This is a genomic window from Phormidesmis sp. 146-33 (assembly GCF_052939515.1).
Genome location: NZ_JBJPHU010000012.1, coordinates 37,977 through 51,688, shown reverse-complemented (window position 1 = coordinate 51,688; position 13,712 = coordinate 37,977). Strand labels below are relative to the sequence as shown.

Genomic DNA, 13,712 nt, shown 5'->3' with positions numbered 1-13,712 from the left:
AAAGACTGAAGACTTAAAACACTTTCCTGATGAAAGGTGATGTGCAACTTCTCTGAGTTCTCATTTAACTTGACGTGAATTTGATGAAATCTTTAGCAAAAAAACTTCATCGAATCGAATTCACTAGCTTGAGTTTTTGGCATCACTTCGCGTCTATTCAAAGTTCAAAGTCTAAAGTCTAGAATCCAATGTCCAGAGTTCAATTGAAGATCAAGTAAGTAAAGGAAACATCATGGCAAAGTGGTTTGGTCAGATTGTGAAAGGTAGACGCTGGTTAGTTGTTGCCGTTTTTACCATTCTGTTTAGTGTGACGGTGTTGACGGTGGCGGTGCAGGCGCAGACGGTGCGGCCGCCTAGAGTGGTAACGTTTACGCCGGGTGGGGCAACTTCTCCAATTTCTGCGGGTGTGGCGTTTCCCAAGGATGTAGGGTATTACTTCACCAGTGGAACGGTGCCGCCTGCCGTTAATTTAGACGCTCCTGCAACAAGCCGCGATCGCTTTGGAGACACCTATACTCAAGCTAAAGGTACACTGACTCGCATCAAAGAATTGTTAGAATCTCAAGGACTGGGACTCAAAGATGTGGCGTTTTTGATTTGCTATCTGGTTCCTGATCCCGCACTGAATGGACAAGTGGACTATCAAGGATGGTTTACGGCTTATGGAGAGTTTTTCAATAATCCAGACAACCCTGTTAAGACGGCCCGTTCTACACTAGGGGTACAAGGTTTAGTCAATCCAGGCTGGCTCGTTGAAATTGAAGCGATCGCGGTTTATCCTCGCAGGTAGACTCGATAGTGTTGAGACGTTTTTTCTGCACGATTCCCCCACTTTTTTATTGGTGATGCAAATGAATCTGATTGTAAAATCAAGCGCGATCGCTCTAGGGCTACTCATTAGTTTGGGTGGAACGATCGTCCTCGTCTCGTCGGCTGAGGCAGATACCAAAGCGCCCAATTCGTCAGGTGGCTCATCGGTGAAGGAAATCGATCAGGTGATCAGTTCTGACACCCAAACTTATCCAGAGTTGATGCAACAGGCTGAAACGTTGGCGACTCAATTGATCAATCGAGAATTGCAGAATGCTGCGGTGCAAACTGTTGTTGTGAGAGTTTCGGGCGATCGTTTTGGTAGTGTTGCGCCGATTTTGCTGGTCAAGGTTTCTCGCAAAGACTGGCAAGCCAAACCTAACATTCGCGACTGGTCGAGATATGCGGGTCAATCTTCTCAACAACTGTTGGGCTATCTCAATCCGCCTCCCCCTCAAGCGCCCGTTGCTTCGTCCTATACTCCAGAATATGTGCCTGAGACTGCACCTGCGGTGTCGTCGGGTGAGGCGGCGGTCTCTAATGGGTCGGGTCAGAGAAGGGCTGCTACGAGCAATCGTGCCGTCAATCCTTTGATTTCTGGGTCAGTGCCCGAACCTAGCGATCCGGGATATCGGTGATTGGTCTAGTCCTCACAAATCGTTTAGAAGAGCGTTGCTGAATTTGTAATGGATGGTAGAGGAATTACTTCTACACATTACTTGTCAGCAACGCTCGATCGTTTACAGTTCAATTGTCTTTTTGTTGTGCAATTCCTCCAAATGTATGAGTGAACCAGCCCCCATGACAATATCGAACTTCATTAAAGACCGTTGAATTTGATAGCCCGCTAACACGCGAATCACTTGATATTCAGTCGTCAAATCGCTCGTGCCATCCCATTTGAGATAGGCTAATTGATTTGAGGCAACTTCACTCAACTGTTCAACGAATTCGTCAATACAATTCCTGACATCCGAGAGAATGCCAGAGGGTACAAAAATCAAACGCTCTTGCAAATCCAAGGTAACGGTGACTTGATAGTGCCTAACTAATGAGCATTGCAACTCAAAGCTAAACGAAACCGAGTCAGGAAGGTGTCTCCTAACGGCCATGTTGTTTTATCCTCTCTATTTAGTTCAAAGAGGATAGGAACGCTGACGGCTCAAACGTTCCCCCATCGTATGAAGTGTATGCAGGATCTTGATTCCAACCTTTCAAGATCCCATCGCAAAGCAGACGTAGTACAATCATGAACGCCTCCGAAGTTAGTTCGTGTAACTTAGGTGGAAGTCCTCGGAGGTCTGATCGGCTAAATCAGATTTCCGGGGCGTGATCTCCACCTGCGGAATATCTTACACAGATTTTTGATTTTTTGGAATACTGAATTTTAATTGGGCGATTAACTAGATGAGGTGTGCAGCGATCGGGTAACTTCCTGGGTGTTCCTGTCACAACAAGTGTCTGAAGTATCAAAGGGACAGTCTTTTTTGAGTGGAAGCTATGCTGAAGTTTTCCGCCTATCTGCCTAATCACACCCGCTATACAGAAAGCTTCTGCCGAGCCACCCGATTTTAAGTGATATGCAGAACTTGTCAGCCTATTCACCCAATTTAGGATGATCTGTGAAACTTTCTCTCTAAAAAACTATGCCGTCTCAATCTTGCGTTTTAGATGCTCTTGCCCCCACTCACACAAGGGCTTAAAGATGGGTATGAGCGTCTTACCATAGGCTGTGAAAGCGTATTCGACCTTTGGAGGCATCTGTGAAAGCGCTATACGGCTGATAATTCCATCTCGCTCTAGTTCACGCAGTTGCTGGATCATCATTTTTTCAGTGATCTCAGGAATCGATCGCTTCAATTCGCTGTATCGCTTTGCTGAATCCTTCAGGTGCCACAAAATTAAGAGCTTCCACTTTCCGCCCAGGACTTTTAGGGTGGCTTGTACAAACAGTGTGCCATCGTTTTGTTCTGGTTGCATGAGAATCACGTTTTAATGAGCAATAGGAACTTACAAAAAAGTAAGTACTTCCCAAAAAGTCAGTTAAAGCATACCGTGTTACTGATGAAATCTCCCTGTTTCGAGCCTAGGAATAAAGCCATGTCTTCACTGAAAGGAAAAGTAGCATTAGTTACGGGTGCATCACGGGGCATCGGACAAGCAATTGCTGAACGTCTGGGGCGCGAAGGGGCAAACGTTACAATTACCTACGCAGGCAATCGAGAGAAAGCGGAAGCAGTGGTTACTACAATTCAGAGGAATGGAGTAGAAGCGATCGCGATTCAATCAGATATCAGCAATGTTGAACATACTCGTAATCTATTCGACCGAGTTCTCAACACATTTGGTCAGGTTGATATCGTTGTTAATAATGTTGGGGTGTCTGTCTATAAACCCACGATTGACATGACTGAATCTGACTTTGATCATGTCTTTAACACCAATGCTAAAGGAACTTTTTTTGCTTTACAAGAAGCAGCGAAGCATCTTAGCGATGGTGGACGGATCATTAGTTTATCCAGTGGTGCAACCAAGCAAAGTATTCCGATGGGCGGACTGTATGCCGCTAGTAAAGCCGCGATAGAACAGTTTAGCTTTGCCTTGTCTAAAGAGCTAGGGCAGCGAGGCATTACTGTCAACTTGGTATCGCCAGGAGTCACGGCAACAGACGGATTGATTATGCCTGCTGATGCTTTGAACCACTTAATTCAATCAACTCCACTAGGACGGCTTGGACAAGCTACCGACATAGCAGACGTAGTTGCATTCCTAGCATCTAATGATGCTCGCTGGGTCAATGGTCAAGTAATTCAAGTGAATGGCGGCATTCTGTAAGTCAGTATTAAAGGAGTCAATTCATGAATGTGCAATTGGAAAATGGATTCCCAGTCAATCCTATTCGCGTTGATAATGGAATTGTGCTGATCAATATATTTACACTCGATCCTGACAAGGCTGAACAATTTGTTGCTACACAAGTTGGCGAGTACAAAAGATTAAAAGGTCAATTTCCGGGTAGTTACACAGCCAATCTGCACATTAGTCTCGATCGCACACGAGCAGCTAACTATGCTCACTTCACATCTGTAGAAGATTATGTTGCCATGCGGAATAGCCCTGAGTTTGCTGATCATTTGCAGCGCCTCCAAGGGCTTGTGATTAAAGCAGAACCCCAACTCTATCAAGTGATCTACACACAACATCTTGATATGCCCACCTCTGAAGAACCTTTACCTGCTTTGCCTAATCCAGAGTTTGCACCAAGCCTTACACCACCTTTGCTCAGTTAACACCGTTCAATTAGATTCATTTACTGAACGGCATAACGATCCCGTTGCACACCGATCAGATAGAATTGTTTCATCAAGTCCGAAAGGTCGCTAGTGACAGGTGAACGGGAACGTTATGCATCTTAGAGCGCACACTTCTTCGCTGAAATTGCATTTAGGTTGAGCTATATCGTCTTCACTCCCATTTAGTATTCGCCTGCTTACATCTGAAGACTTGGCGCTGATGGAATCTATGATGACGACCTTCGGTAAAGCATTTGATGAGACGGAAACCTACACAGCAACACGCCCAAGTGAAGCTTATCTCAAGCGTTTGGGCAGTGATTACTTCATCGCTCTTGCAGCCTTGAAAAATGGCTCGGTAGTGGGTGGAATCGCCGCATACGAACTTCAGAAGTTTGAGCAGGAGCGCAGTGAAATTTACATTTATGATTTGGCTGTCGCAGAGGCGCACCGACGCGAGGGCATTGCTACGGCGTTAATCCAAGAACTCAAGAGGATTGCGTCAACGCGAGCAGCCTATGTCATATTCGTGCAGGCGGATGTCGAAGATGCACCTGCCATCGCGCTCTATACGAAGTTGGGAGTTCGCGAAGAAGTGCTGCACTTTGACATTGCAGTTGCAGGTGATGATCGCACTGCATAACAACCTCAATGCACACCGACCAATGCCAAGTTGTCTATTGAGCGTTCTAGGCTTTCGCGGCGGGTGATTGGGAACGTTCGATCTTCACAGATCGCCACCTCGATCGCTGAACTTCTCTCAGTACTCAGAGTGAACTAATGGTTTCACGATCGTCCCTCTCATGGAAGCCTTCTTCAGGAGAACTCAAGCTCAAGTCTCTGGAATGAGTTCTCTCCGTACCATGCGCCACTAAAACTGAGGTGAATTCGATGAAATTCCTCGCTGTAGCGATCACTCTAGGCAGCCCCCTAAATCCCCCAAGTTTGGGGGACTTTGAGCAAGAAATCCTGTCCGAAAGTCCCCCAGATTTGGGGGGTTGGGGGGCAGAAGCGTTAAATACCGAAGCGAAAAAACTCTATCGAATTCACGTTAAAACTGGGGCTGACTCAAACTTCGACTCAAACTTCACAAAATCATCCTTGCTTCTTCAACGTTGAAATATTGCGTCTACTTAGTTGGCGTTCTGTAGAAACACTGCCAAACACTGTAGATCAGCAAGACCTGTGGAAGGCAAAGTTATTCTTCGTCTGCGTCAGTCTTCATCAAGCGATCGATGTCATTCTTCAGCGACTGAAGCGACTGTTGACGAGTCCGGCGAGATTCTTGGCGATACTTCTTGGTGTCTAGCCTCGGTTCGTACTTTGCCTCGCCCTTACCTTTTGATTTCAGCTTCATTACTGCATCGGGGTCAGCCTGCTGATTGAGTTGGGTTTGATAGTCGATCGCTTCCCCCAAAAAGTTCAAATAATGTTCATATCGCTCCCAATCCCCGCGCACGACACACCCCGGCTCGTCTCGATGAGAGCAATCATTAAACTGACAACGTGCGATCGCCAGCCGCTCTCGAATCTCAGGGAAATAATTCGCCAGTTCTTCAGGAGCATAATCGACATCAGGCTGATTAAATCCTGGAGTATCCGCCAACAATCCGCCCAGCGGTAGCTCAAACAATTCCACATGGCGCGTCGTGTGCCGACCTTTTGCCAGCTTGCCCGATACCGCTCCCACTCGGATATCTAGCGTAGGAATGAGTTGATTGATCAAACTCGATTTACCCACACCAGAAGGGCCCGACACAATGGTAATTTTCTGATTGAGACGATGCTGAATTTCGGTTAGCCCAATCGCCTGTTTCACACTAATAAACAGTGGCTCATATCCCCATTCAGACAAGCGTTTCCACCAGTGGTCTTTTTCTTCAACACTCGCTAAATCGCTTTTACTCAAGCACAGACAAACTTCTATCTCGATCGATTCAGCTTTGACCAAAAAACGGCTCAGTTGATAAGGCTCGATCGTCGGTTCCGCCATCGCAAACACCAGCAGAATTTGGTCTGCATTGGCGATCGGCGGTCTGTCTAGTTGCGATCGACGAGGCAAAACCTGGGAAACTACGCCGCGCTTTTGTGCCCAGTCAGGTTCCTCTACCAAAACGCGATCGCCCACCATGACGCGCTGACCGATTTTTTTGAGCAGCGATCGCCGCGTACAGAGCAAAACAGGCGGTTCTTCAGTCTCAGAATCCAACCGCACGGAGTAGTAGTTTGCTTGAACAGCCACCACTATCCCCGTAAGGGAATCTGACGGCGCATCTAGAACTTTTTCCGACTCAGAACTCATAACGTTGAGAGGGCGAATCACCGACGCACCTTAACCGCAAAAAATCCCAATCGGTCTTCGATCGCCTCAATGCGGTAGCCTTCCATCGTCAAACTGTCGGGAACCTGTTCGATCGGCTCTCCGGGGTCAAGCCAGACTTCTAATAGCGAACCGGGCTGCATCTGTTCTAACCGCAGCTTAGTGCGAACGAAATTAATCGGGCAGGGTGTGCCGCGCAGATCCATCTGCATATCAGGATTGAGTTGACTCATCCGCCAAAAACCTTGCCGAAGAATCCTTCAATGCCGCTCTTACCGATGCGATCGCCTCGCAGTTTAGCCAGTTTTTCCAGATGTTCCCGCTCCTCAGCACTGACGCGAGTCGGGATCTCAATTAGAATCGTGATCAGATGATCGCCTCGACTGACCGGATTCCCCAGTTTGGGTACCCCTCGATTCTCTAGCGTCAGAACCGTGTTTGGCTGTGTCCCGGCTGGAATAATCAATTCTTCGCTGCCGTCCACCGTGTTCACCTCAATGCGACAGCCTAAGATTGCCTGCAAATAGCTAATCTTGATCTCAGAGAGAATATTGATGCCTTCTCGCTGAAACTCAGCATCTTCATTGATGAACAGGTAAACATACAGATCGCCGGGCGGCCCATTCTTCTGCCCTGCGTCTCCTTCACCCGAAACCCGCAGTCGAGTGCCATTGTCCACACCTGCGGGAATTGTGATCTTCAGCTTCTTCGTTTCTTGCCGTTGACCATCGCCCCCACAAACCTCACACTTCTCCTCGATCACCTGACCCGTCCCATTACAGGTCGGACAAACCGAAACTTGAGTAAAGCTCCCAAACGGGGTACGCGTAGCTCGACGCACTTGACCTGCTCCAGAACAAGTCGGGCAAGTTCGAGCGCGAGTGCCGGGTTTTGCACCAGAACCACTACAGTTTGTGCAGCTCTCCAAGTGGCTGATGCGAATTTCTTTTTCTCCGCCGAAAACAGCTTCGCGGAAATCTAATTTGAGGTCGAGTCGAAGATCGTCACCTCGAACCGGCCCGCCTCTTCTGCGAGTGCCCGCTTGAGCACCTCCCGGAGCACCCCCCGCAAAACCGCTGAAGAAGCTCTCAAAGATATCGGCAAAGCCCCCCATGTCGCCAAAGTCTTGGTAGCCAGCCGCACCCGCAGCCGAACTGACCCCCGCTTCACCAAAGCGATCGTACCGGGCACGCATTTCTGGCTCAGACAGTACCTCGTAAGCGTGATTGATCTCTTTAAACCGTTCCTCGGCTCCCGCTTCTTTGTTGACATCGGGATGGTACTTGCGAGCTAAACGGCGGTAGGCTTGCTTAATATCTTCCTTGTCCGCTTCACGAGAGACACCAAGAATTTCATAGTAATCACGAGCCATAGAACGCTGCGTCAGGGTAGAGGGACTAGGGGATCAAACTTTTTTGTGAGGTAATCACGGATGCTTCAGACCTAAATTTAGCATTTATCTCAAGAATCGATGGAAATACGGATGGGGTTGTGGAAGGCAGCCACTCGCCAAAATCTTCCACATCCATTACCCTACAGGGTTATTTAGTCAACTGCCTCATAATCTGCCGTCATCGTGGCATCATCAAAATTTGCTGTTACTGTGGCATCGTTGTCAAAGTCAAAGTCAGGATCTGGGCTAGAGGGGTTTCTGGAAGTGCCGCCATTCACATCATTATTGTCGTCATCGTCATTATCATGGCTGGTGTCCCGGTAGACATCGGCTCCGATCGCAAAGAGAACCTGCTGTAGTGCGTCAATCCGTTGTTCTAGATCACTGACGCTGATTTTGAGATCAGAAATGGCGGTTTTGAGTTCGGCGACTTTCTCGTTTGCCTGAACTTTGAGCGTTTCGCTGATGCGATCGAGATTTTCGCGCATCGTCGTTTCGTAGGTTGAAAATAGATTGTCTGCTCGGTTTCGCAGTTCCACACGCCGCTTACGAACGCTGTCTTCATCAGCAAAGAGTTCGGCTTCTTGCTTCATCCGCTCAATTTCGCTACCGCTCAAGCCGCCTGTATTGGAAATTTCGATGCTTTGTTCGCGTCCGGTTCCTTTATCTCGCGCTGACACTTTAAGAATGCCGTTGGCATCGATATCAAACGCCACTTCGATTTGAGGAACCCCTCTAGGGGCGGGAGGAATGCCCGTTAGCTGAAATTTTCCCAGACTCTTGTTGTCTTTCGCCATCGCCCGCTCACCTTGCAGGACGTGAATTTCGACCGAGGTTTGCCCATCCGTTGCCGTCGAGAAAACTTGAGTTTTGCTGGTGGGAATCGTTGTGTTGCGCTCAATGACTTTGGTAGAAACTTCACCCAGGGTCTCGATCCCCAATGAGAGCGGAGCCACATCTAATAGCAGCAGATCTTTGACTTCTCCGCCCAGCACCCCTGCTTGAATAGCCGCACCCAGAGCGACGGCTTCATCAGGATTGATCGAGCGATCGGGCGCTTTACCATTAAAGAATTTGCGAAGAGCCTCTTGCACCGCCGGGACACGAGTCGAACCGCCCACGAGAATGATGCGATCGATGTCATCGGTTGTCAGTTCAGCGTCTTTGAGCGCAAATTTCATTGGCTCGATCGTGCTCTCTACCAGACTGGCGGCCAGTTCTTCAAACTTAGAGCGCGTTAGCTCCATTTCTAAATGTTTGGGGCCAGTGGCATCGGCGGTGATGAAGGGCAGGTTAATGGAGGTGCTTAGGGTTCCAGAAAGCTCAATTTTGGCTTTTTCTGCGGCTTCTCGGAGACGTTGCAGGGCCATTTTGTCTTCAGAGAGATCAATCGTTTCTTGCTTTTTAAATTCCTCCATCATCCACTGCACGATGCAGTCATCAAAGTCGTCGCCGCCCAAATGATTGTTTCCAGACGTGGCTTTGACTTCAAACACGCCATCACCCAACTGGAGAATCGAAACGTCGAAGGTGCCGCCACCCAAGTCAAAAACGAGGACACACTGATCCTGGTCTTGCTTGTCTAACCCATAGGCCAAGGCAGCCGCTGTTGGCTCATTAATAATCCGAAGGACTTCTAAACCCGCGATCGTCCCCGCATCCTTGGTGGCTTGCCGTTGCGCGTCGCTAAAGTAGGCTGGAACCGTAATCACCGCTTGCGTAACTTCTTCGCCCAGATGATTCTCAGCATCCTGCTTGAGCTTTTGCAAGATCATTGACGAAATTTCCTGCGGCGTATAGTTGCGACCGCGAATTTGCACATCAACAGTATCGTCTTTGCCTTTGACACAGACGTAGGGAACACGCGTCCGCTCGATCTGAGTGTCATCCCAGCGCCGCCCGATGAAACGCTTGATGCTGAAGATCGTGTTTTCGGCATTCGTGACGGCTTGACGCTTGGCTAACTGACCGACGAGGCGATCGCCCGCCTTACCAAAGCCAACGATGCTGGGGGTCGTCCGTCCGCCTTCAGAATTGAGAATGACGACGGGTTGACCACCTTCCAAAACAGCTACGCAACTGTTGGTCGTGCCCAAGTCGATACCGATGACTTTTCCCATAGCTCGCGGTGATGAAGGTGTATGAAGTGCAACGTAGAACTGAGTCTATGTAGATTTATGCAATCAAGTCAGCAATCTCTCCGTAAAATTGCAAACAATTTACAAAGTTGGCTAACCTACTCCGAATTATTCCCCAACTCAGGCTTTTCTTAACATTTGAGTCCTGATTGACTGACAAAACTATCAGCTTTCACGTCAACTCTTGTCTCTAGGGTCAATGGGAGTCAACCAAGTTTTGTCCCCTCCTCCAGTGACAGAGGGCTATGGTGAGGGCAGTTCGGTTCATTTGGCAAACGATTTGTCAGTCAGCCAATATCAGTCAGTCCAAACCCTGCGAACTGCCATCCTTTGAGCAGTTGGTTTCGAGAGTAACATGGGCTTTCAGTCAGAGCAACTTAACGATCGCGCCCTGAGTCAAGAAATTTAACCAAATTCACTTATTCAGCCGCTGTTTCTACACTTCCACCATCTTCGGGAGGGGCTGCCACTTTTACCATTGCATGACGCAGCACTCGATCACCCATCATGTAGCCGCGCACTAATTCTTCGATGACGGTGCCTTCTGGGTGCTCGCTGGTGGGCTGCCTCATGACTGCTTCATGTAGATTGGGGTCAAACTCTTTGCCCTCCGATCGCATAGGGGCTACGCCAACCCGTTTGAGACAATCGACCAACTGTTTGTAGACACTCTGGTAGCTCTTGTGAATGTTCATTTCCCCGTCGTTTTGGGGTTTGATGTGCGATCGGGCCCGTTCAAAATTATCGACGACGGGCAGCAGTTCGTTGATCGTGTCGATCTTGACTTTGAGTTCGAGGTCTTCTTTCTCTTTTTGAGTGCGTCTACGGAAATTCTCAAAATCGGCCGCAATTCGCATGTATTGGCTGCTGCGGTCTTCTAGCTGCGCTTTGAGGGCTTCGGCTTCGCGCTCTTTGGCGGCAAAAGTCGATCGCAGATCCATAAAGGCGGCTTGATAATCAGTATCATCCGTTTCGAGGACTGCTTCTGTGGTCAATGGCTCAGTGTCCAGTTCAGACTCGGTTTGAGCGCCTTGGGGGGCTTCGCCATTGTCTAAATTATCTGAAGACTGTCCAACAGTTTGAGTGTCTTCTAGCTGCTTTTCTTCTTCGATCATCGTGCGCTATTCCCCTGTAAAAGTCGTTGGCCTATGGCTCACATTTTCATCCTACGTGAATTACCACAAACTGACTCACTCTACAGTGCAGGCTTCCCAATTCCTCAAAGACTGCCTCTACAAACTCCATAATCCCTTTGGATTTGTAGTTCCTCCATCACAGAATTTTATTCTTAAGACCAAACTTTAAAGGCAATCGGCAGGGGCCGTTTTTGCTCGTCTGGTTTTCGTAAGCGCTACGGCGTGAATGGGCTGGAGTTTTGCATTACTTATTTGCATTACTTAAGCGAATACTTCAAAGAACAGAAAAAAGAGAGTTGCGTCTTGAAAAACTCCGACGAGAGTGATTGACACAGGGTATTATCTGTACTTAACTCGATCATCGCTTGGCTAGACTGCGAGTTCTCCTTCAGATTAAGCAGCATTTTTACGGCGATCGATGAAGTTTCTGTAAACCTTGTACGGCAGTTAGCGCGTCTTTCTAAAGTTTTGTGGGAATACTCTATAAGGAGATCTTCGTTCATCAGCTATGACTAACTCCTCATCTCAACGGCGTGCGCTTGTTGTCCAAAGTAACCTTTCCCCATTTGAAAATAAGCTGGTTCAGGCTGGCTATGCTAACAATGAGCAACTTAAGCAGGCACTCACCGAATGTCGAAAGTCTGGCAGACCGCTCACCCAGGTTTTAGTCGATATTACTGGGCAGGCGCTTCCTCCAGATCTGTTGCGGCAGTACAAGAAGCAGCAGCTATTTGAGTTAAAGATTCTCTATGGAGTAGAGTCGCTCGACCCCGAAATCACGCAGGTCGCCACCAATCAGGTTAGTCAACTGATCGATACGCTGATCCCGATCGAGCTTTGCCGTCGCTATCGCCTCGTTCCTCTGTCGCAAAGTGACAAACAGCCGCCCTTCGTTTTGGTGGCAATGGTTGATCCTGATAATCTAGATGCCCAGGACGATCTCAATCGCATTTTGCGCAACAAAGGTTTCAGTCTTCAGCGGCTGGTCATCACCCTGGAAGACTACAATCGGCTGATCTCCAAATACCTCGATGAGCAGGTTGAGCTTCAGAGACAGCTGGAAGACCAAGCGAAAGTAGACGTAAAATCTGACCTCGAAGGCTTAGAATCGCTTGCAGAAAGCGACGAGCAGGACGCTGCTGATATGGATCTGGATGCCGCTGATGCCGAGGCAGCCCCGATCATCGCCCTTGTCAACAAAATTCTGATCAAAGGGCTTCAGTTAGGAGTTTCTGACATTCACATTGAGCCGCAAGAAGAAACGCTGCGAATTCGCTTTCGCAAAGATGGTGTGTTGCAGTTGGCCTTTGATCCGCTGCCCAAAAAGATCATTCCCGCCGTGACCGCCCGCTTTAAAATCATTGCGCTGCTAGACATTGCTGAACGGCGCGTTCCCCAGGATGGTCGGATTCGACGCATTTATGACGGTCGTAAAATTGACTTTCGGGTGAGCACGCTGCCCAGCCGCTACGGTGAAAAAGTTGTACTGCGGATTCTCGACAACTCAGCTACTCAGTTGGGACTCGACAAGCTGATCACCGATCGCACTTCTCTCGAAACCGTGCAGGAAATGGTTAGCCGTCCGTTTGGTCTGCTCCTCGTCACCGGGCCAACAGGGTCAGGGAAAACCACCACGCTCTACTCTGCCCTCGCCGAGCGCAACGCTCCCGGTGTCAACATCAGCACCGTTGAAGACCCCATTGAATACTCTCTCCCCGGCTTAACCCAGGTACAGGTTCTTCGGGAAAAAGGCATGGACTTTGCCGTGATTCTAAGAGCCTTTCTGCGTCAAGACCCAGACGTAATTCTAGTGGGTGAAACTCGTGACCGAGAAACCGCTAAAACGGCGATCGAGGCCGCTCTGACAGGTCACTTAGTTCTTACAACCCTGCACACCAACGATGCGGCGGGAGCGATCGCTCGTCTTGATGAAATGGGCGTAGAACCTTTTATGGTGTCGGGTGCGCTGCTGGGTGTGGTCGCTCAACGGCTAGTACGGCGAGTCTGTGATGAATGTCGTCTGCCTTACACCCCCAGTTCGGCCGAACTTTCACGCTTTGGCTTGAGCAGTTCTAGCGAGACTCAACTGACACTTTTTCGGGCAAATACGTTACAACCTCACGAAATTCAAGAAGCGCGATCGCAGGGCACCCTTTGTCAAAAGTGTAGCGGCGGTGGCTACAAAGGACGATTGGGTGTCTATGAAGTCATGAAAATTTCGGAACGGCTGCAAACCATGATCAACGAGGGCGCACCCACCGAACGACTTAAAGAAGTAGCTGTCGAAGAAGGAATGCAAACTCTCCTTTCCTACAGTTTGAATCTGGTGCGCGAAGGGTACACAACGCTAGACGAAATTGAGCGCGTTACCTTTACTGACACTGGGCTAGAAGCCGAGCTACGCGCAAAACGCAAAACCTCGCTCACCTGTCGGGGATGTGGAGCCGAATTACAGCAAGAATGGTTAGACTGCCCCTATTGCACCACGCCCCGGTTCCAAGATTAGCCATCCAGCAATCTACCCGCATGTGACAGCAGTTCGTCTATCGCCGGGTAAACTTAAGTTCAACGACATTGCTTAAAACTTGACAAACTGACCACTCCAAACAACCCCCAATTCTT

Annotated in this window: 13 protein-coding genes; 6 read left to right on the top strand and 7 right to left on the bottom strand. The window is 48.8% G+C overall.

Annotated elements, in window-relative coordinates:
• The first annotated feature begins 232 nt into the window (after positions 1 to 232).
• Both ACJ2PR_RS07385 and ACJ2PR_RS07380 read left to right on the top strand, forming a co-directional pair.
• Complete coding sequence (locus ACJ2PR_RS07385) at positions 233 to 790, top strand: RidA family protein (protein ID WP_446869826.1); 558 nt, start codon at positions 233 to 235, stop codon at positions 788 to 790.
• Positions 791 to 851: 61 nt separating this feature from the next.
• Complete coding sequence (locus tag ACJ2PR_RS07380) at positions 852 to 1,448, top strand: hypothetical protein (protein ID WP_446876547.1); 597 nt, start codon at positions 852 to 854, stop codon at positions 1,446 to 1,448.
• 102 nt (positions 1,449 to 1,550) lie between these two features.
• Here the strand turns inward: ACJ2PR_RS07380 and ACJ2PR_RS07375 are convergent, their stop codons facing one another.
• Together ACJ2PR_RS07375 and ACJ2PR_RS07370 are read right to left on the bottom strand one after the other, a co-directional pair.
• Positions 1,551 to 1,922, bottom strand: coding sequence for a hypothetical protein (locus ACJ2PR_RS07375; RefSeq protein WP_446876546.1), 372 nt, complete (start codon positions 1,920 to 1,922; stop codon positions 1,551 to 1,553).
• Between the two features lie 532 nt (positions 1,923 to 2,454).
• Positions 2,455 to 2,790, bottom strand: a complete 336-nt coding sequence (locus ACJ2PR_RS07370) for a winged helix-turn-helix transcriptional regulator (RefSeq protein ID WP_446876545.1) — start codon at positions 2,788 to 2,790, stop codon at positions 2,455 to 2,457.
• A 120-nt stretch (positions 2,791 to 2,910) separates the two neighbouring features.
• On the opposite strand from ACJ2PR_RS07370, the gene ACJ2PR_RS07365 reads away from it, so the two are divergent.
• The 3 genes from ACJ2PR_RS07365 (at position 2,911) to ACJ2PR_RS07355 (ending at position 4,746) form a co-directional block, all read left to right on the top strand.
• The gene (locus tag ACJ2PR_RS07365; protein WP_446876544.1) at positions 2,911 to 3,645 is read left to right on the top strand and encodes a glucose 1-dehydrogenase; all 735 of its coding nucleotides are present in this window, start codon (positions 2,911 to 2,913) and stop codon (positions 3,643 to 3,645) included.
• 23 nt (positions 3,646 to 3,668) lie between these two features.
• Positions 3,669 to 4,100: an antibiotic biosynthesis monooxygenase family protein gene (locus ACJ2PR_RS07360; RefSeq protein ID WP_446876543.1), complete on the top strand. Its 432-nt coding sequence runs from the start codon at positions 3,669 to 3,671 to the stop codon at positions 4,098 to 4,100.
• A 166-nt stretch (positions 4,101 to 4,266) separates the two neighbouring features.
• Positions 4,267 to 4,746, top strand: a complete 480-nt coding sequence (locus ACJ2PR_RS07355) for an AAC(3)-I family aminoglycoside N-acetyltransferase (protein WP_446876579.1) — start codon at positions 4,267 to 4,269, stop codon at positions 4,744 to 4,746.
• Between the two features lie 555 nt (positions 4,747 to 5,301).
• On the opposite strand, the gene rsgA is transcribed toward ACJ2PR_RS07355, so the two are convergent.
• The 5 genes from rsgA to grpE all read right to left on the bottom strand — a co-directional run bounded on the left by rsgA (position 5,302) and on the right by grpE (position 11,069).
• A complete protein-coding gene (gene rsgA, locus ACJ2PR_RS07350; protein ID WP_446876542.1) occupies positions 5,302 to 6,405 on the bottom strand; it encodes a small ribosomal subunit biogenesis GTPase RsgA in 1,104 nt (367 codons plus the stop codon).
• Positions 6,406 to 6,422: 17 nt separating this feature from the next.
• On the bottom strand, positions 6,423 to 6,656 hold the full coding sequence (locus ACJ2PR_RS07345; protein WP_446876541.1) for a sulfurtransferase TusA family protein: 234 nt from the start codon (positions 6,654 to 6,656) through the stop codon (positions 6,423 to 6,425).
• A complete protein-coding gene (gene dnaJ / locus ACJ2PR_RS07340; RefSeq protein ID WP_446857550.1) occupies positions 6,653 to 7,795 on the bottom strand; it encodes a molecular chaperone DnaJ in 1,143 nt (380 codons plus the stop codon). The genes ACJ2PR_RS07345 and dnaJ overlap by 4 nt, the downstream gene beginning before the upstream one ends.
• A gap of 173 nt (positions 7,796 to 7,968) precedes the next feature.
• Positions 7,969 to 9,936 (bottom strand): molecular chaperone DnaK, encoded by a 1,968-nt coding sequence (dnaK, locus tag ACJ2PR_RS07335; protein ID WP_446876540.1) that lies wholly within the window; start codon positions 9,934 to 9,936, stop codon positions 7,969 to 7,971.
• 437 nt (positions 9,937 to 10,373) lie between these two features.
• Positions 10,374 to 11,069, bottom strand: a complete 696-nt coding sequence (gene grpE, locus ACJ2PR_RS07330) for a nucleotide exchange factor GrpE (RefSeq protein ID WP_446867590.1) — start codon at positions 11,067 to 11,069, stop codon at positions 10,374 to 10,376.
• Positions 11,070 to 11,598: 529 nt separating this feature from the next.
• Here grpE and ACJ2PR_RS07325 point away from each other — a divergent pair.
• The gene (locus tag ACJ2PR_RS07325; RefSeq protein ID WP_446857553.1) at positions 11,599 to 13,596 is read left to right on the top strand and encodes a GspE/PulE family protein; all 1,998 of its coding nucleotides are present in this window, start codon (positions 11,599 to 11,601) and stop codon (positions 13,594 to 13,596) included.
• Positions 13,597 to 13,712: the final 116 nt, after the last annotated feature.

Bases quoted from the DNA above. Each gene is read 5' to 3' on its own strand.
- ACJ2PR_RS07365 (WP_446876544.1), top strand. From the start codon at position 2,911: ATGTCTTCACTGAAAGGAAAAGTAGCATTAGTTACGGGTGCATCACGG.
- ACJ2PR_RS07375 (WP_446876546.1), bottom strand. From the start codon at position 1,922: ATGGCCGTTAGGAGACACCTTCCTGACTCGGTTTCGTTTAGCTTTGAG.
- ACJ2PR_RS07380 (WP_446876547.1), top strand. From the start codon at position 852: ATGAATCTGATTGTAAAATCAAGCGCGATCGCTCTAGGGCTACTCATT.
- ACJ2PR_RS07325 (WP_446857553.1), top strand. From the start codon at position 11,599: ATGACTAACTCCTCATCTCAACGGCGTGCGCTTGTTGTCCAAAGTAAC.
- dnaK (WP_446876540.1), bottom strand. From the start codon at position 9,936: ATGGGAAAAGTCATCGGTATCGACTTGGGCACGACCAACAGTTGCGTA.
- ACJ2PR_RS07345 (WP_446876541.1), bottom strand. From the start codon at position 6,656: ATGAGTCAACTCAATCCTGATATGCAGATGGATCTGCGCGGCACACCC.
- ACJ2PR_RS07385 (WP_446869826.1), top strand. From the start codon at position 233: ATGGCAAAGTGGTTTGGTCAGATTGTGAAAGGTAGACGCTGGTTAGTT.
- ACJ2PR_RS07370 (WP_446876545.1), bottom strand. From the start codon at position 2,790: ATGCAACCAGAACAAAACGATGGCACACTGTTTGTACAAGCCACCCTA.
- dnaJ (WP_446857550.1), bottom strand. From the start codon at position 7,795: ATGGCTCGTGATTACTATGAAATTCTTGGTGTCTCTCGTGAAGCGGAC.
- rsgA (WP_446876542.1), bottom strand. From the start codon at position 6,405: ATGAGTTCTGAGTCGGAAAAAGTTCTAGATGCGCCGTCAGATTCCCTT.
- grpE (WP_446867590.1), bottom strand. From the start codon at position 11,069: ATGATCGAAGAAGAAAAGCAGCTAGAAGACACTCAAACTGTTGGACAG.
- ACJ2PR_RS07360 (WP_446876543.1), top strand. From the start codon at position 3,669: ATGAATGTGCAATTGGAAAATGGATTCCCAGTCAATCCTATTCGCGTT.